At 69.8% G+C, this 14,121-nt stretch carries 10 protein-coding genes; 2 read left to right on the forward strand and 8 right to left on the reverse strand.

Annotated features, from left to right (window positions below; all coding sequences use genetic code 11):
* Window positions 1–181 precede the first annotated feature (181 nt).
* Both ACIP4X_RS09720 and ACIP4X_RS09725 read left to right on the forward strand, forming a co-directional pair.
* On the forward strand, window positions 182–1,543 hold the full coding sequence (locus ACIP4X_RS09720; protein ID WP_358733862.1) for an MFS transporter: 1,362 nt from the start codon (window positions 182–184) through the stop codon (window positions 1,541–1,543).
* A complete protein-coding gene (locus tag ACIP4X_RS09725; protein WP_358733861.1) occupies window positions 1,543–2,898 on the forward strand; it encodes a M20 family metallopeptidase in 1,356 nt (451 codons plus the stop codon). The genes ACIP4X_RS09720 and ACIP4X_RS09725 overlap by 1 nt, the downstream gene beginning before the upstream one ends.
* A gap of 113 nt (window positions 2,899–3,011) precedes the next feature.
* Here ACIP4X_RS09725 and gdhA read toward each other — a convergent pair whose 3' ends face one another.
* The 8 genes from gdhA to ACIP4X_RS09765 all read right to left on the reverse strand — a co-directional run bounded on the left by gdhA (window position 3,012) and on the right by ACIP4X_RS09765 (window position 13,920).
* On the reverse strand, window positions 3,012–4,370 hold the full coding sequence (gene gdhA, locus ACIP4X_RS09730) for an NADP-specific glutamate dehydrogenase (RefSeq protein WP_391456010.1): 1,359 nt from the start codon (window positions 4,368–4,370) through the stop codon (window positions 3,012–3,014).
* A 230-nt stretch (window positions 4,371–4,600) separates the two neighbouring features.
* Window positions 4,601–5,233 carry a PH domain-containing protein gene (locus tag ACIP4X_RS09735; protein ID WP_358734097.1) on the reverse strand — a complete coding sequence of 211 codons (633 nt, stop codon included), beginning with the start codon at window positions 5,231–5,233 and terminating at the stop codon, window positions 4,601–4,603.
* A gap of 106 nt (window positions 5,234–5,339) precedes the next feature.
* Entirely contained in the window at window positions 5,340–8,414 is a 3,075-nt protein-coding gene (locus ACIP4X_RS09740) for a glycosyl hydrolase 115 family protein (protein WP_391456008.1), read from the reverse strand.
* 257 nt (window positions 8,415–8,671) lie between these two features.
* Window positions 8,672–9,865, reverse strand: coding sequence for an elongation factor Tu (tuf, locus tag ACIP4X_RS09745; protein ID WP_358736318.1), 1,194 nt, complete (start codon window positions 9,863–9,865; stop codon window positions 8,672–8,674).
* Between the two features lie 173 nt (window positions 9,866–10,038).
* A complete protein-coding gene (fusA, locus tag ACIP4X_RS09750) occupies window positions 10,039–12,165 on the reverse strand; it encodes an elongation factor G (protein WP_358736320.1) in 2,127 nt (708 codons plus the stop codon).
* A gap of 39 nt (window positions 12,166–12,204) precedes the next feature.
* Window positions 12,205–12,675 (reverse strand): 30S ribosomal protein S7, encoded by a 471-nt coding sequence (rpsG, locus tag ACIP4X_RS09755; RefSeq protein ID WP_003992340.1) that lies wholly within the window; start codon window positions 12,673–12,675, stop codon window positions 12,205–12,207.
* Window positions 12,676–12,677: 2 nt separating this feature from the next.
* Entirely contained in the window at window positions 12,678–13,049 is a 372-nt protein-coding gene (gene rpsL, locus ACIP4X_RS09760) for a 30S ribosomal protein S12 (protein ID WP_003948652.1), read from the reverse strand.
* Between the two features lie 331 nt (window positions 13,050–13,380).
* Window positions 13,381–13,920 (reverse strand): DUF1707 domain-containing protein, encoded by a 540-nt coding sequence (locus ACIP4X_RS09765; protein WP_391456261.1) that lies wholly within the window; start codon window positions 13,918–13,920, stop codon window positions 13,381–13,383.
* Window positions 13,921–14,121 lie beyond the last annotated feature (201 nt).

Consider the following 14,121-nt stretch of genomic DNA (forward strand, 5'->3'; position numbering starts at 1 on the left):
CGTTCAAAGAAATGGAATCGACTCAGACCCTATTGACACCCCCTGGTGGCGACAATAGCGTCCCGGGCTATGGGTTCGGACGGACCCATTGGCGGGTGCACCCTCCCACCCCGCCGGGCGTCGCTCGTACCCCCTCCCCACACGCCGGACGGGCCGCCCCCTCTCACAAAGGAGCCGGTCCATGAGCACAGCCCTTGGCAGACCACCCGGAACCGACAGTCCCCGCAGGCGCCGCAGCCCGCTGCGGATCGCCACCGCCACCCTGATCGGCACCAGCGTCGAGTGGTACGACTTCGGCATCTACAGCACGGCGGCGGCCCTGGTCTTCCCCAAGCTGTTCTTCCCCGAGATGAACCACGCGCTGGCCGTGCTCAGCTCGTTCGCCACCCTGGCCGTCGGCTCCCTGGGACGGCCGCTCGGCGCGGTCCTCTTCGGCCACATCGGCGACCGCTACGGCCGCAAGAAGGCACTGATCGGCTCCCTGCTGCTGATGGGCGTCTCCACCTTCCTCATCGGCCTGCTCCCCGGCTACGCCACCGCCGGCGCCCTCGCCCCCGCGCTGCTGCTGGTCGTCCGCGTCCTCCAGTCGCTGGCGGTCGGCGGCGAGTGGGGCGGCGCCGTGCTGTACGCGGTCGAGAGCGCACCGCCCAGACGCCGTGCCCTGTACGGCTCGTTCCCGCAGATCGGTGACGGCGTCGGCTTCTTCCTCGCCACCGGCGTCTTCGCCCTGGCCTCCCTCGCGGGCCATGACGCGCTGATCAGCTGGACCTGGCGGATCCCCTTCCTCCTCTCCAGCCTGCTGGTGATCACCGGGCTGCTGATCCGCAGCCAGCTGGAGGAGTCCCCGGAGTTCAACGAGGCGCAGAAGCGCGCCGACGAGGAGAAGGAGACCGCCCGGCAGATCCCGCTGGTCGGCGTGATCCGCACCGCGTGGCGCCCCTGGCTCCTGGCCTCCGGCGCCTTCCTGGTCACCGTCGGCGGCTACTACGTCATCGTCACCTTCATGTCCGTCTACGCCCTCGATCACCTGCACTTCAGCGAGACGCAGGTGTCCACCGCCGGGATCTTCTGCTCCCTCGTGGTGATCGTCTTCACGCCGATATCGGCGATGCTCGCGGACCGGTTCGGGGTCCGCAGGGTCACCCTGATCGGACTCCTCTCGCACCTGCTGGTGGCGTTCCCGATGTTCTGGCTCGCCGACCTCGGCACCATCCCGGGCCTGTGGGCGGGCATGGGTCTGGGCATGCTGGCCAGCACCGTCGCCTACGCCACGATCGGCACCATGATCACCACCTGGTTCGCGCCCCGGATCCGGTACACCGGCCTGTCCCTCGGCTACCAGCTCGCCGGCCTGGTGGGCGGCGGCACCACCCCGGCCCTCGCCCAGTGGCTGGCCGGTCCCTCCGGCACCGACTGGACACCGGTGGCCCTGCTCTTCCTCGGCATGGCGGTGGTCAGCGTGGCCTGCGTCCTGCTGCACCGGGCGCCCGAGGAGTCCGAGGGCGCCGAGCCCACCGCCACCCCCACCCTGATGGAGGCCTGATGTCAGCGACAGCCGTCACCCCCTCGGCGAGCACCGCGGGCCGCGCGCACCTGGAGGAACTGGCCCGCAGGGCCGCCCGCGCGGCCGAACGGGCCACCGCCTGGACATCCCCGCACACCGGCGCCGACGAGACACTGCACGCCCGGATCGACGCCGCCGTCGCCGAGGACCGGGAGGCCCTGCTCGCCCTGAGCCACGCCCTGCACCAGGACCCCGAGCCCGGCTTCGAGGAGCACCGCGCGGTGGCGCGCGTCGCCGGACTGCTGCGGTCGCACGGCATCGAGGCCGAGACCGGGGTGTACGGCCTGCCCACCGCGCTGCGCGCCACCGCGAGCAGCGGGCAGGGGCCCACCGTGGCGGTGCTGGCGGAGTACGACGCCCTGCCGGGCATCGGGCACGCCTGCGGCCACAACGTCATCTGCGCGTCCGCCGTCGGCGCCTTCCTGGCGCTGGCCCGGGTGATGCCCGCGCTCGGCGGCACGGCGGTGCTGCTGGGCACCCCCGCCGAGGAGAACGGCACCGGAAAGGAGACCATGGCCCGCGCCGGGGCGTTCGACGGCGTGGACGCCGCGGTCATGATCCATCCGTACGCCGGCGGCGACCTGACGGACTCGCCCTACCTGGGCCTGCGGGAGGTCGTCGTGGAGTACCGCGGCCTCGCCGCGCACGCCTCCGCCACCCCGTTCATGGGCGTCAACGCGCTGGACGCGGTGGTCGCCGCGTACCAGGGGATCGCCGCGCTGCGGCAGCACATCCCGCCCACCGACCGGATCCACGGTGTGATCACGGACGGCGGGACCCGTCCCAACGTGGTGCCCGACCGGGCTGCCGCGCACTTCTATCTGCGGGCCCGCACCGTCGAGGCGCTCGCGGAGCTGTCCGAGCGGGCCCAGCGGGTCTTCGAGGGCGCCGCCTCGACGACCGGGACCGAGGTCACCGTCCGCTGGGACGACTGCCCGCCCTGCATGCCGGTGCGCAGCAACGAGGCCCTGGCCACCCACTTCGCCCTGCACCTCACCGGGCGGGGCCGCACCGTCCTGCCCGGCAGCACCGCGCCGGACGCCGTGTCCGGGTCCACCGATCTCGGCAACGTCAGCGTGCGGATCCCCGCCATCCACCCGATGCTGTCGGTGGCACCGGCCGGAACGGCCCTGCACACGGCGGACTTCGCCGCGCGCACGGCGGGCGCCGAGGCCGACCGTACGGTGCTGGACGGCGCCGCCGCCCTCGCCCGGACCGCCGCGGACTTCCTGGCCGACCCCGGACTGCGCGCCGAGGTGGCCCGCGAGTTCACCGCGGCCGGCGGCGCACTCGACGTCGAACGGCTGCTGGACACCCCGGGGACCGCCCGCTGACCGGCGGGGCCGGATGAAACGGCCCCGGCAGAGCCTCGGCGGCTCCGCGTTTCACACCGCCGCCCGCGATCGGCCGTCGGAACACCGGACGATCGCGGGCGGGGGGAAGGCCGTCAGATGACGCCCTGGGCCAGCATCGCGTCGGCCACCCGCTCGAAGCCGGCGATGTTGGCGCCGGTCACGTAGTCGCCGGGGGCGCCGTAGCGCTCGGCGGTCTCGTGGCAGGTGGTGTGGATGTCGCTCATGATGAGGGCCAGCTCCCGCTCCACCTGGGTGGCCGTCCACGCCGTACGGGAGTGGTTCTGCGCCATCTCCAGGGCGCTGACCGCGACGCCGCCCGCGTTCGCCGCCTTGCCGGGGCCGAAGGCCACACCGGCCTGCTGGAACAGGTGCACGGCCTCGGGCGTCGTCGGCATGTTCGCGCCCTCGGACACGGCCTTCACCCCGTTGCGGACGAGCGTCTCCGCGTCCTTCTCGTCCAGCTCGTTCTCCGTCGCCGAAGGCAGCGCCACATCGCCCGGGACGTCCCAGACGCGCCCGCCGGGCACGAACCGCGCGGAGGCACCCCGGCGCTCGGCGTACTCGCTGATCCGCCCGCGCTCGACCTCCTTGACCTGCTTCAGCAGCTCCACGTCGACGCCCTTCTCGTCGACCACGTACCCGCTGGAGTCCGAGCAGGTCAGCGGGTTCGCGCCGAGGGCGGTCAGCTTCTCGATGGTGTAGATCGCGACGTTCCCGGAACCGGAGACGACCGCCGACTGGCCCTCCAGCTCCTCGCCGCGCTCGCGCAGCATCGCCTCCGCGAAGAGCACGCTGCCGTACCCGGTGGCCTCGGGCCGGATCAGGGATCCGCCCCAGTTCGAGCCCTTGCCGGTGAGCACCCCGGCCTCCCAGCGGTTGGTGATCCGCCGGTACTGGCCGAACAGGTAGCCGATCTCGCGGGTGCCGACGCCGATGTCACCGGCCGGCACGTCGGTGTGCTCGCCGATGTGCCGGTGCAGCTCCGTCATGAACGACTGGCAGAACCGCATGACCTCCGCGTCGCTGCGGCCGTGCGGGTCGAAGTCGCTGCCGCCCTTGCCGCCGCCGATGCCGAGCCCGGTCAGCGCGTTCTTGAAGATCTGCTCGAAGCCGAGGAACTTGATGACGCCGAGGTTCACGGACGGGTGAAAACGCAGACCGCCCTTGTACGGGCCGAGCGCGCTGTTGAACTCCACCCGGAAACCGCGGTTGACGTGCACGTGACCGTGGTCGTCCTGCCACGGCACCCGGAAGATGATCTGCCGCTCCGGCTCGCACAACCGCTCCACGAGCCCTGCCTCCGCGTACTCCGGCCGGGTCGCGAGCACCGGCGCCAGTGTCTCCAGTACCTCGTGAGCCGCCTGGTGGAACTCGGGCTGGGCCGGATTGCGGCGCTCGATCTCGGCGAGCAGGGAGGTGAGCTGGGTCTTGGTGTCGGGTCGGGTCGTCACAGGGTCCCCTTCTGGCACGGCTACTACCGGCACACAGCCGGTGATGAACGCTCGGCGCCGTTGCCGCGCGCAGGAACTCGGCCGACCCGGGAGTGGGCATCCGGGAAAAACGGCCGACCCTTCAGTGTTACCCCTGGATCGATGCACTGGCCAGTGACCCGGCACCTTCAGTCCACGATGTGAGATAAAGATTCCGAAAAATCGGCTGGTACGACGTTCACATGAGGTGCCTACGCCAGCGGCCCGGGAGGCAGGAACTCGACCGCGAGGTACAGGACGACGCCCAGCAGGACGATCCACGGGGCGAGTCCCGTACCGGCCGGCCGTCGCTCGACCCCGGCCGTGGGGCGCAGATCGTCGTGAAGGGCCATGGCACTCAGCGTGTCGGCTGCCCGGCTGCCCCGGTCGGAGCGAGCGACACGGCTCATCCAGGGCGGCGCGAACAGCCCGGCCAGGGGCTCCGGCGTATGACGGCCGAAGAACTCCAGCTGTCCGTCGTGCCGCATCTCCACACGGGTGATCGTCGACCACGGCAGGAGCCGGGTGGACCACAGCCGGCGAATGTACACGCCGTCCCGGTCGGCGGTGACGCGCCACAGCGCGAGCACGCAGCACACCCAGCCCATGAACAGCGACGACCACACCGCGAAGATCAGGTCACCCGGCTGCGGATGCGTCAGGCCCGCACCGGCCGGATGCTCGGCCAGCGTGACGAACACGGCGCAGACGACCGCGGCGGCCGCCCTCCCGCCCCACCCGGCACGCCACACCAGCGGCGCCCGGGGCGCCGTCATCACCCCGGCGAGTTCCTCGACCCGGTCCCGGCGCTCCTTGCGCGCCTGCCGCCGCCGCTCCGCTCTCATCCCCACCCCAGCCCCCACCGTCGTGTTGCCCCGGCGAGCTTACCGACCGGTCGGTGCCGGGCGGTCGCCCGGCACCGACCGAGGGGGAGCGGGACGGCGGGCCGCCCTACACCCGCCGGCTCTCCAGTGGGCCGAGGTAGGTCTCCGGCAGGCCGCCCGTGTCGATCAGCAGGCGTTGCAGGACCATCGTCGGGTCGACGGTCCAGAACTTCAGACGGTGCGCCCCGGCGCGGGCGATCGTGTGCCGGGTCGCGGTGCGGTTCACGTTGTCGGAGGTGTTGCGGGCCCACGCCATGTTCATCGTGCCGTCGTCCGCGCCCGTGGCCGCGTTGATGTCCACCGTCTGCGGCGCGGCGTCGTCGAAGGAGATCCCGTAGCGCAGTCCGCCGGTCGGCAGGGCCGGGTTCCTCGGGGAGACCTCCGCCCACACCGTCACCTCGCCCGCGGAGAGGAGGGTCACCTCGTACTCCAGGCGCGGGGAGCTCGCGCCGCCCGGGGTGCGGCGCGGGGCCGTCACCGGCCAGGGGGTCATGCCCGAGGTGGTGCGGCCGACGCCGTCCAGGCGGCGCCACTCCCCCACCACGCGGTCGTGGTGCTCCGCGTCGATCGCCACGTAGCCGCCCGCCTCGACGAAGCCCTGCGCCAGCCGCGCCGAGGTGTTCTCCGCCGTGCAGGCGACCGTCACCGTCGTGCCCGCGCCCGAGATCGTCAGCTTCGCCTCCGCCCGGCCGCTCGGCACCCGGCGCCAGTCCACCCGGACCTCCACCCTCACCTGCTGCTCCACCCGGCCGCGGTCGCGGTCGACCAGCAGCCACGGGGCCGAGGACTGGATCCGGTACTCGAAGGGCGTGCGGCCGCGGTTGAAGAGTTCCACGTACTGCTGCGGGCGGGTCTGGTACGGGCTGAAGGAGGGCAGCCGCGCCGCGGTCGCCGCCCCTCCCGGCCACCAGCTCCCCGTGTCCTCCGCGCCGTCCACCGAGACGCCCAGTCCGGCGGCGCGCGGCACCTCGATGCGCCGGACCGCGGGGAAGAGGACGTCCGGGATCGCCACGTTGTCGATCTCCGGCTGCTGCCAGCCCGCGTTCGGGCCGTAGCGCTCCACGTCCCCGTAGTCGATGTGCGGCTGGGTCTGGAAGCCCTTCCACTTGCCGCCGGCCACCTCGTGGTTGAAGCGGTCGGCGAGGGCGAGGTCCCGCTGCAGACCCGCTTCCGCCTGCGCCGCGAGGTCGTTGGTCGCCGCCCGGCCCTGCTGGGCGTAGAGGAGGTTCGTGAACTCGGCCTGCCGCAGGTCGTAGAGGTTCGCGGTCGCCTCCACCTCGTAGCCGACCAGCTCGAACCAGGCGTCCCGGGTCCGCGCGGGCAGCTTGCGGGCGACGCGGTCGGCCTTGCGGGCCAGGGCCTTCCACTCCTCGGTGACCCGTTCCAGCTCGCGGTGGGCGAAGTGGTACGGGGTCTGCTGGTCGTCGTAGACGACCTGGCCGTCCTTGAGGGTGATCCGGCGGTTGAGCAACTCGGGCTTGCGGCGGGCCTGGAGCCGGCCGTACGCGGCCAGGACCTCCGCGATCGGTCCGGAGTCCGCCTCGCCGAAGTTCTGGGCGGCGTAGCGGCGTTCCCACTCCTTCAGCCGCTCCTGGGGCCAGCTGTCCGGGTTCCAGGCGTAGTTGAGGAAGAACTCCGTGGGCAGTTCGTTGCCCTTCAGGTCGCCGACGTTGGTGACCCACAGGCCGTGGTTGCCGTAGGCGTGCGCCTGGTGGAGCTGGTCCCAGAGGTTGGTGAGGTTCGCCGTGTCGACCCACTTGTAGTTGCGGCCGGCGCCGACGTAGTCGAAGTGGTAGTAGAGGCCGTGGCCGCCGGCGCGGTCGCGCTCCGCGGGGTCGGGGTGCTTGCGGATGTTGCCCCAGTTGTCGTCGGTGAGGACGACCGTCACGTCGTCCGGGGCGCGCAGGCCGCGGTCCCAGTAGCGCTGCACCTCCTTGTAGAGGGTCCACACCTGCGGGGTCTCGGCGGCCGACCTGCCGGTGATCTCCTCGATGATGCGGCGCTGCTCGGCGATGATCTCCTGCATCAGCTCGATGCCGTCGCCGTCGGGCAGGCCGGTGTCGCCGTTGCCGCGCATGCCCAGGGTGACGACGCCCTCGAAGCCCTCGTCGACCATGCGCCGGATGCCGTCCCGCCAGTACGCCTTGATGGCCTCGGAGTTGCGGACGTACGACCACTCGCCGTTGCCGCCGTAGGGGTCCTTGCCCGCGCCCGCGTGGCGGTTCCACTCCTCGATGCCGCGCATCATGGGCGCCTCGTGGGAGGTGCCCATGACGATCCCGTACTCCGACGCCCGCTTGTGGTTCTCCGGGTCGTCCTCCGCGAAGGCGCGCCCCCACACCGCCGGCCAGAGGTAGTTGCCCTTCAGCCGGAGCAGGAGTTCGAAGACCTTGGCGTAGAAGTCGGCGTTGAAGCCGCCGGGCCGGCCGGGGGCCTTGCCCGGACCGAAGTAGGCGGGGGCCCAGGTGCCGAGGGCCGGGTTCTCGTCGTTGATGAAGACGCCGCGGTACTTCACCACCGGGGTGCCCTGTGTGTGCCGGCCGGGCAGGATCCAGACCCGGTCGCGGCGCACCGGCGGCACGTCGTCCCACCAGTACCAGGGCGAGACGCCGATGCCGTACGAGACGTCGTACGCCCCGAAGATCGTGCCGCGCGGGTCGCTGCCCGCGATGACGAGCGCGCGGTCGACGCCGGGCATCGGGTGGTCGACCACCGTCTGGAGCGAGGTCTCCCAGCGGCCGCGCACCCCGGTGACGTCCAGCTTCCCCGACTTCACCAGGCCGTCGATCAGCGGGCTGCGGCCGATCGTCCCCACCAGCACGGCGTTGCGGGCGATGGTCTGCCCCGGCCGAACGCCCGTGACCCGCTGGATGTCGTCGCGCAGGTCCCCCGCGGCCCGGACGACTCCGGTGTGGTCGTCGGCGCTGACCACGATCGGGGCGCCCACCAGGGAGAACGAGCCCGGCTTCGGCTCCCGGGGTGCGAAGGAGACGTAGGCGCCCGGATCCGTCACCCGCGGGCCGCCGCCCTCGTTCCCGGCCGCCCACGCGGAACCCGCCCCACCCACAGCACCCGACGACAGCACCGGCACCGCGGCGAGGCTCGCGCCCAGAACGGCTCTCCGGCTGACGTGCGCAGACATGGCACACCCCTCACACACCTGAATTTGGTCAGTGGCATGACAAATGTTGGAGGAGGTGCCTGCGGTGAACCAGGGGTCCCACACGCCGAATAGTTTCGTAACAACATCAGGCCTCCAACTGCCCCTTCACACACCCGGAAACCGAACCCACTGGGCCCGAAACGCGAAAGAGCCCGTACGACCGGAGTCGTACGGGCTCTTGTGGTGCTCGCGGGGGAGCTACCGGGTCCGGAGGACCCTTCGGCAAGCTGGGGAGCTTACTTCAGGATCTTGGTGACCTGGCCGGCGCCCACGGTGCGGCCACCCTCGCGGATGGCGAACTTCAGGCCCTCTTCCATGGCGATGGGCTGGATGAGCTCCACCTTCATCTCGGTGTTGTCACCCGGCATGACCATCTCGGTGCCCTCGGGGAGGGTCACCACGCCGGTCACGTCCGTCGTACGGAAGTAGAACTGCGGACGGTAGTTGTTGAAGAACGGCGTGTGGCGGCCACCCTCGTCCTTGGAGAGGATGTAGGCCTGGGCCTCGAAGTCGGTGTGCGGCGTGACCGAACCCGGCTTGATGATGACCTGGCCGCGCTCGACGTCCTCGCGCTTGATGCCGCGGAGCAGCAGACCGACGTTCTCACCGGCCTGGCCCTCGTCGAGCAGCTTGCGGAACATCTCGATGCCGGTGACCGTGGTGGTGGTCTTCTCCTGCTTGATGCCGATGATGTCGACGGTCTCGTTGACCTTGAGGACACCACGCTCGATGCGGCCGGTGACGACCGTACCGCGACCGGTGATGGTGAAGACGTCCTCGATCGGCATCAGGAACGGCTTGTCGACGTCGCGCTCGGGCTCCGGGATCGCCTCGTCGACGGCGTTCATCAGGGAGAGGACGGAGTCCACCCACTGCTGCTCGCCCTCGAGGGCCTTGAGCGCGGAGACCTTGACGACCGGGACGTCGTCGCCCGGGAACTCGTACTCGGTGAGGAGCTCACGGACCTCGAGCTCGACGAGCTCCAGGATCTCCTCGTCGTCCACCATGTCGGCCTTGTTCAGGGCGACGACGATGTACGGCACGCCGACCTGGCGGGCCAGGAGCACGTGCTCCTTGGTCTGCGGCATCGGGCCGTCGGTCGCGGCGACCACCAGGATCGCGCCGTCCATCTGGGCGGCACCGGTGATCATGTTCTTGATGTAGTCCGCGTGACCGGGGCAGTCGACGTGGGCGTAGTGACGCGCCTCGGTCTGGTACTCGACGTGCGAGATGGAGATCGTGATACCACGCTGGCGCTCTTCGGGCGCCTTGTCGATGTTGTCGAACGGGGTGGCCTCGTTCAGCTCCGGGTACGCGTCGTGCAGCACCTTGGTAATGGCGGCCGTGAGGGTCGTCTTACCGTGGTCGATGTGACCGATGGTGCCGATGTTGACGTGCGGCTTAGTCCGCTCGAACTTCGCCTTCGCCACTGGGTTCCTCCTGTGGAGTGGTTCTGTACGCCTTACTCATCGGCGCCAGGTGATCTTTGCTGGATGGCCCGGATCTCCGGGGCATTCCTCCGGATGTGCGGCGAATGGCCGCGAATCCGTGGAATGCCCCGAGAGGCTCCGGAGTCAAGCCTAAAGGCTGGAACTCGGCTGAGTTACTCGCCCTTGGCCTTCGCGATGATCTCCTCGGCGACGTTCCGCGGAACCTCGGCGTAGGAGTCGAACTGCATCGAGTAGCTCGCGCGACCCGACGTCTTGCTGCGGAGGTCGCCGACGTAGCCGAACATCTCCGAGAGGGGCACAAGGCCCTTCACGACACGGGCACCCGCCCGCTCCTCCATGGCCTGGATCTGGCCACGGCGGGAGTTGATGTCGCCGATGACCTCACCCATGTAGTCCTCGGGCGTGGTGACCTCGACGGCCATCATCGGCTCGAGCAGCACGGGGCTGGCCTTGCGCGCGGCCTCCTTGAAGGCCTGCGAACCGGCGATCTTGAACGCGAGCTCGGAGGAGTCGACCTCGTGGTAGCCACCGTCGAGAAGCGTGACGCGAACGCCCGTCATCTCGTAGCCGGCCAGGATGCCGAACTGCATCGCTTCCTGGGCGCCGGCGTCGACCGAGGGGATGTACTCCTTCGGAACGCGGCCACCGGTGACCTTGTTCACGAACTCGTACGAGGCGTCGCCGCCCTCGATCGGCTCGATCGCGATCTGCACCTTGGCGAACTGGCCGGTACCACCAGTCTGCTTCTTGTGCGTGTAGTCGACCCGCTCGACGGCCTTGCGGATCGTCTCGCGGTACGCGACCTGCGGCTTGCCGACGTTGGCCTCGACCTTGAACTCACGGCGCATACGGTCGACCAGCACCTCGAGGTGCAGTTCGCCCATGCCGCCGATGATGGTCTGGCCGGTCTCCTCGTCCGAGTGGACCTGGAAGGACGGGTCCTCCTCGGCCAGGCGCTGGATCGCGACGCCCAGCTTCTCCTGGTCGCCCTTCGACTTGGGCTCGATGGCGACCTGGATGACCGGCGCCGGGAAGTCCATGGACTCCAGGATGACCGGGGCCTTGTCGTCGCTCAGCGTCTCACCGGTGGTGGTCTGCTTCAGACCCATGACGGCGACGATGTCACCGGCACCCACCGACGGGATCTCCTCACGCTTGTTGGCGTGCATGCGGTAGATCTTGCCGATGCGCTCCTTCTTGCCCTTGACGGAGTTCAGCACCTGCGTGCCGGACTCCAGGCGGCCCGAGTAGACCCGGACGAAGGTGAGCTTGCCGAGGTGCGGGTCGCTCATGATCTTGAACGCGAGCGCGGCCAGCGGCTCGTCCTCGGACGGCTTGCGCTTGATGATCTCCTCGGCGTTGCCCACGGCGTGGCCCTCGATGGCCTCGACGTCGAGCGGCGTGGGGAGGTAGCGCACGACCGCGTCGAGCAGGGGCTGAACGCCCTTGTTCTTGAACGCGGTACCGCAGAACACCGGGGTGATGGTGGTCTCGGAGGTCTTGCCGGACGCGATGGTGATACGACGGATCGCGGCGTGCAGCTGCTCCTGGGTGGGCTCGTTGCCCTCCAGGTACAGCTCCATGATCTCTTCGTCGTTCTCCGCGACGGCCTCGACCAGCTTGCCGTGCCACTCCTCGGCGGCCTCGGTGTGCGTGGCCGGGATGTCGACGACGTCGTACATCTCGCCCTTGGCGGCCTCGGCGGACCACACGAGCGCCTTCATGCGGACCAGGTCCACAACGCCCTTGAAGTCGGCCTCGGCGCCGATCGGCAGCTGCATGACCAGCGGCTCCGCACCCAGGCGGTCCTTGATCATGTCGACGCAGCGGTGGAACTCGGCACCGGTGCGGTCCAGCTTGTTCACGAAGCAGATGCGGGGAACGCCGTAGCGGTCCGCCTGACGCCACACCGTCTCGGACTGGGGCTCGACACCGGCGACGCCGTCGAACACCGTCACGGCACCGTCGAGCACACGCAGGGAGCGCTCCACCTCGACGGTGAAGTCGACGTGACCCGGCGTGTCGATGATGTTGATGGTGTGGTCGACGTCGTCCAGCGGCCAGTGACAGGTGGTGGCAGCAGAGGTGATCGTGATGCCACGCTCCTGCTCCTGCTCCATCCAGTCCATCGTGGCGGAACCCTCGTGGGTCTCACCGATCTTGTAGGACACACCGGTGTAGAACAGGATCCGCTCGGTGGTGGTCGTCTTGCCCGCGTCGATGTGGGCCATGATCCCGATGTTGCGGACATGGGCCAGGTCAAGTGAAGTGGTAGCCATAAGGCTTCAGTCTTCTCTCGGTTCTCGATGGGGTAGCGACTACCAGCGGTAGTGCGCGAAGGCCTTGTTGGACTCGGCCATCTTGTGCGTGTCCTCGCGCTTCTTCACCGCGGCACCGAGGCCGTTGGAGGCGTCGAGGAGCTCGTTGAGGAGACGCTCGGTCATGGTCTTCTCGCGACGGGCGCGGGAGTAACCGACCAGCCAGCGCAGCGCCAGGGTGTTGGCACGACCGGGCTTGACCTCGATCGGAACCTGGTAGGTGGCGCCACCGACACGGCGGGACTTGACCTCGAGGGTCGGCTTGATGTTCTCCAGCGCGCGCTTCAGCGTGATGATCGGGTCGTTGCCCGTCTTCTCACGCAGACCCTCCATGGCACCGTAGACGATGCGCTCGGCGGTGGAGCGCTTGCCGTTCAGCAGCACCTTGTTGATCAGCGAGGTCACCAGAGGGGAGCCGTAGACCGGGTCGATGATGACCGGACGCTTCGGGGCGGGGCCCTTACGAGGCATTCTTACTTCTCCTTCTTGGCGCCGTAACGGCTGCGGGCCTGCTTGCGGTTCTTGACACCCTGGGTGTCGAGCGAACCGCGGATGATCTTGTAGCGAACACCCGGCAGGTCCTTCACACGGCCGCCGCGCACGAGCACGATGGAGTGCTCCTGCAGGTTGTGTCCCTCACCCGGAATGTAAGCAGTGACCTCGATGCCGCTGGTCAGACGCACACGCGCGACCTTGCGGAGGGCCGAGTTCGGCTTCTTCGGGGTGGTCGTGAACACACGCGTGCAGACGCCACGGCGCTGGGGCGAACCCTCGAGTGCGGGCGTCTTGTTCTTCTCGACCTTGTCCTGCCGGCCCTTCCGGACCAGCTGCTGGATCGTAGGCACTACTTCTCCGGTTTCTGTGTGCCGATGGGTACAGCTAACCTGGAACGTCGCCGACCCACGCGGTCGGGCGTGTCGAATCCCGCAGACTCCCACCGCAAGGCAGAAAGAGGCGCAGATCACGGTGGCCGTCAACGGCTCCCGGTGCGGTTTGAAGGCACGCACGAAAGCCAGGGCACACCCCAGGCACAAGGTCTGAGCGTACCTACCTCATTCGCTGTGGTCAAAACAAATGGGCCCCGCCCGCCGCGCCTCGCGGGGTTTGTCAAGCCGGGGCCCCGCGGGCGATCTTCGAATCCACGGAATGTGATCTTCGAACAGCGGAATCCCCGCGTCATCCCGACCCCGCGATGCCGGCGATGACGAGCACGGTCAGGACCAGCGCCCAGACCGCGACGGACAGCCAGCCCAGGACCAGCCCGGTCAGCGCGAGAGCGTCACCGCCCTCCCCCGTGCGGCGCATCTCCGCGCGGGCGGCATGTCCCAGGACCACCGCCGGCAGGCCCGTCACACCGGCCGTCATCAGCGTGAGCACCCCGCAGACCAGGGAGCCGACGGCCTTGCCGTTGGTGCGCGACGGCACCGGCAGGAACGTGGACGGCACGGCGGGGGCCACCGCCGAGGTGAGCGGCACCGGCCCCTGCGGCAGGTCCGCCACCAGCAGCGCCAGCTCCCCGACCGTACGCGCCTGGTACGCGCGTGCGATGCGCTGGTCGAGTTCGCGTTCGTCCAGGCGGCCCTCGCCGAATCCCGCCCTGAGCACGTCCACGGCCCGCTCGCGGTCGGCGTGGGACGCCAGCATCGACGGGCTGCCCGCGCCCTGCCACGGCTGCGGGAGCCCCTGTCCCCGCTGCCAGGGCTCCATGAAGTACATGGGCCGCATCGGCTGCGTGGGCTGCATCGGCTCCCATGACGGGTACGACGGCTGGTACGACACTGGGACCTCCCCCGGACAGCGCGTGTCCCTCCATCATGCGCCAAAGGGGGCCATCTCGTTACGGGACGGCGCGCCCGTTCGGGGACTGAACGAAGTCCTTCGGACATCCATGGCCGAATCGCGCCCTTCCCGGCCACA

The sequence above is a fragment of the Streptomyces sp. NPDC088817 genome, assembly GCF_044750345.1.
GTDB lineage: Bacteria > Actinomycetota > Actinomycetes > Streptomycetales > Streptomycetaceae > Streptomyces.

Excerpts from the sequence above, each read along its gene's own strand:
- ACIP4X_RS09740 (WP_391456008.1), bottom strand. The coding sequence starts at position 8,414 with ATGTCTGCGCACGTCAGCCGGAGAGCCGTTCTGGGCGCGAGCCTCGCC.
- ACIP4X_RS09725 (WP_358733861.1), top strand. The coding sequence starts at position 1,543 with ATGTCAGCGACAGCCGTCACCCCCTCGGCGAGCACCGCGGGCCGCGCG.
- ACIP4X_RS09765 (WP_391456261.1), bottom strand. The coding sequence starts at position 13,920 with ATGTACTTCATGGAGCCCTGGCAGCGGGGACAGGGGCTCCCGCAGCCG.
- rpsG (WP_003992340.1), bottom strand. The coding sequence starts at position 12,675 with ATGCCTCGTAAGGGCCCCGCCCCGAAGCGTCCGGTCATCATCGACCCG.
- ACIP4X_RS09735 (WP_358734097.1), bottom strand. The coding sequence starts at position 5,233 with ATGAGAGCGGAGCGGCGGCGGCAGGCGCGCAAGGAGCGCCGGGACCGG.
- fusA (WP_358736320.1), bottom strand. The coding sequence starts at position 12,165 with ATGGCTACCACTTCACTTGACCTGGCCCATGTCCGCAACATCGGGATC.
- ACIP4X_RS09720 (WP_358733862.1), top strand. The coding sequence starts at position 182 with ATGAGCACAGCCCTTGGCAGACCACCCGGAACCGACAGTCCCCGCAGG.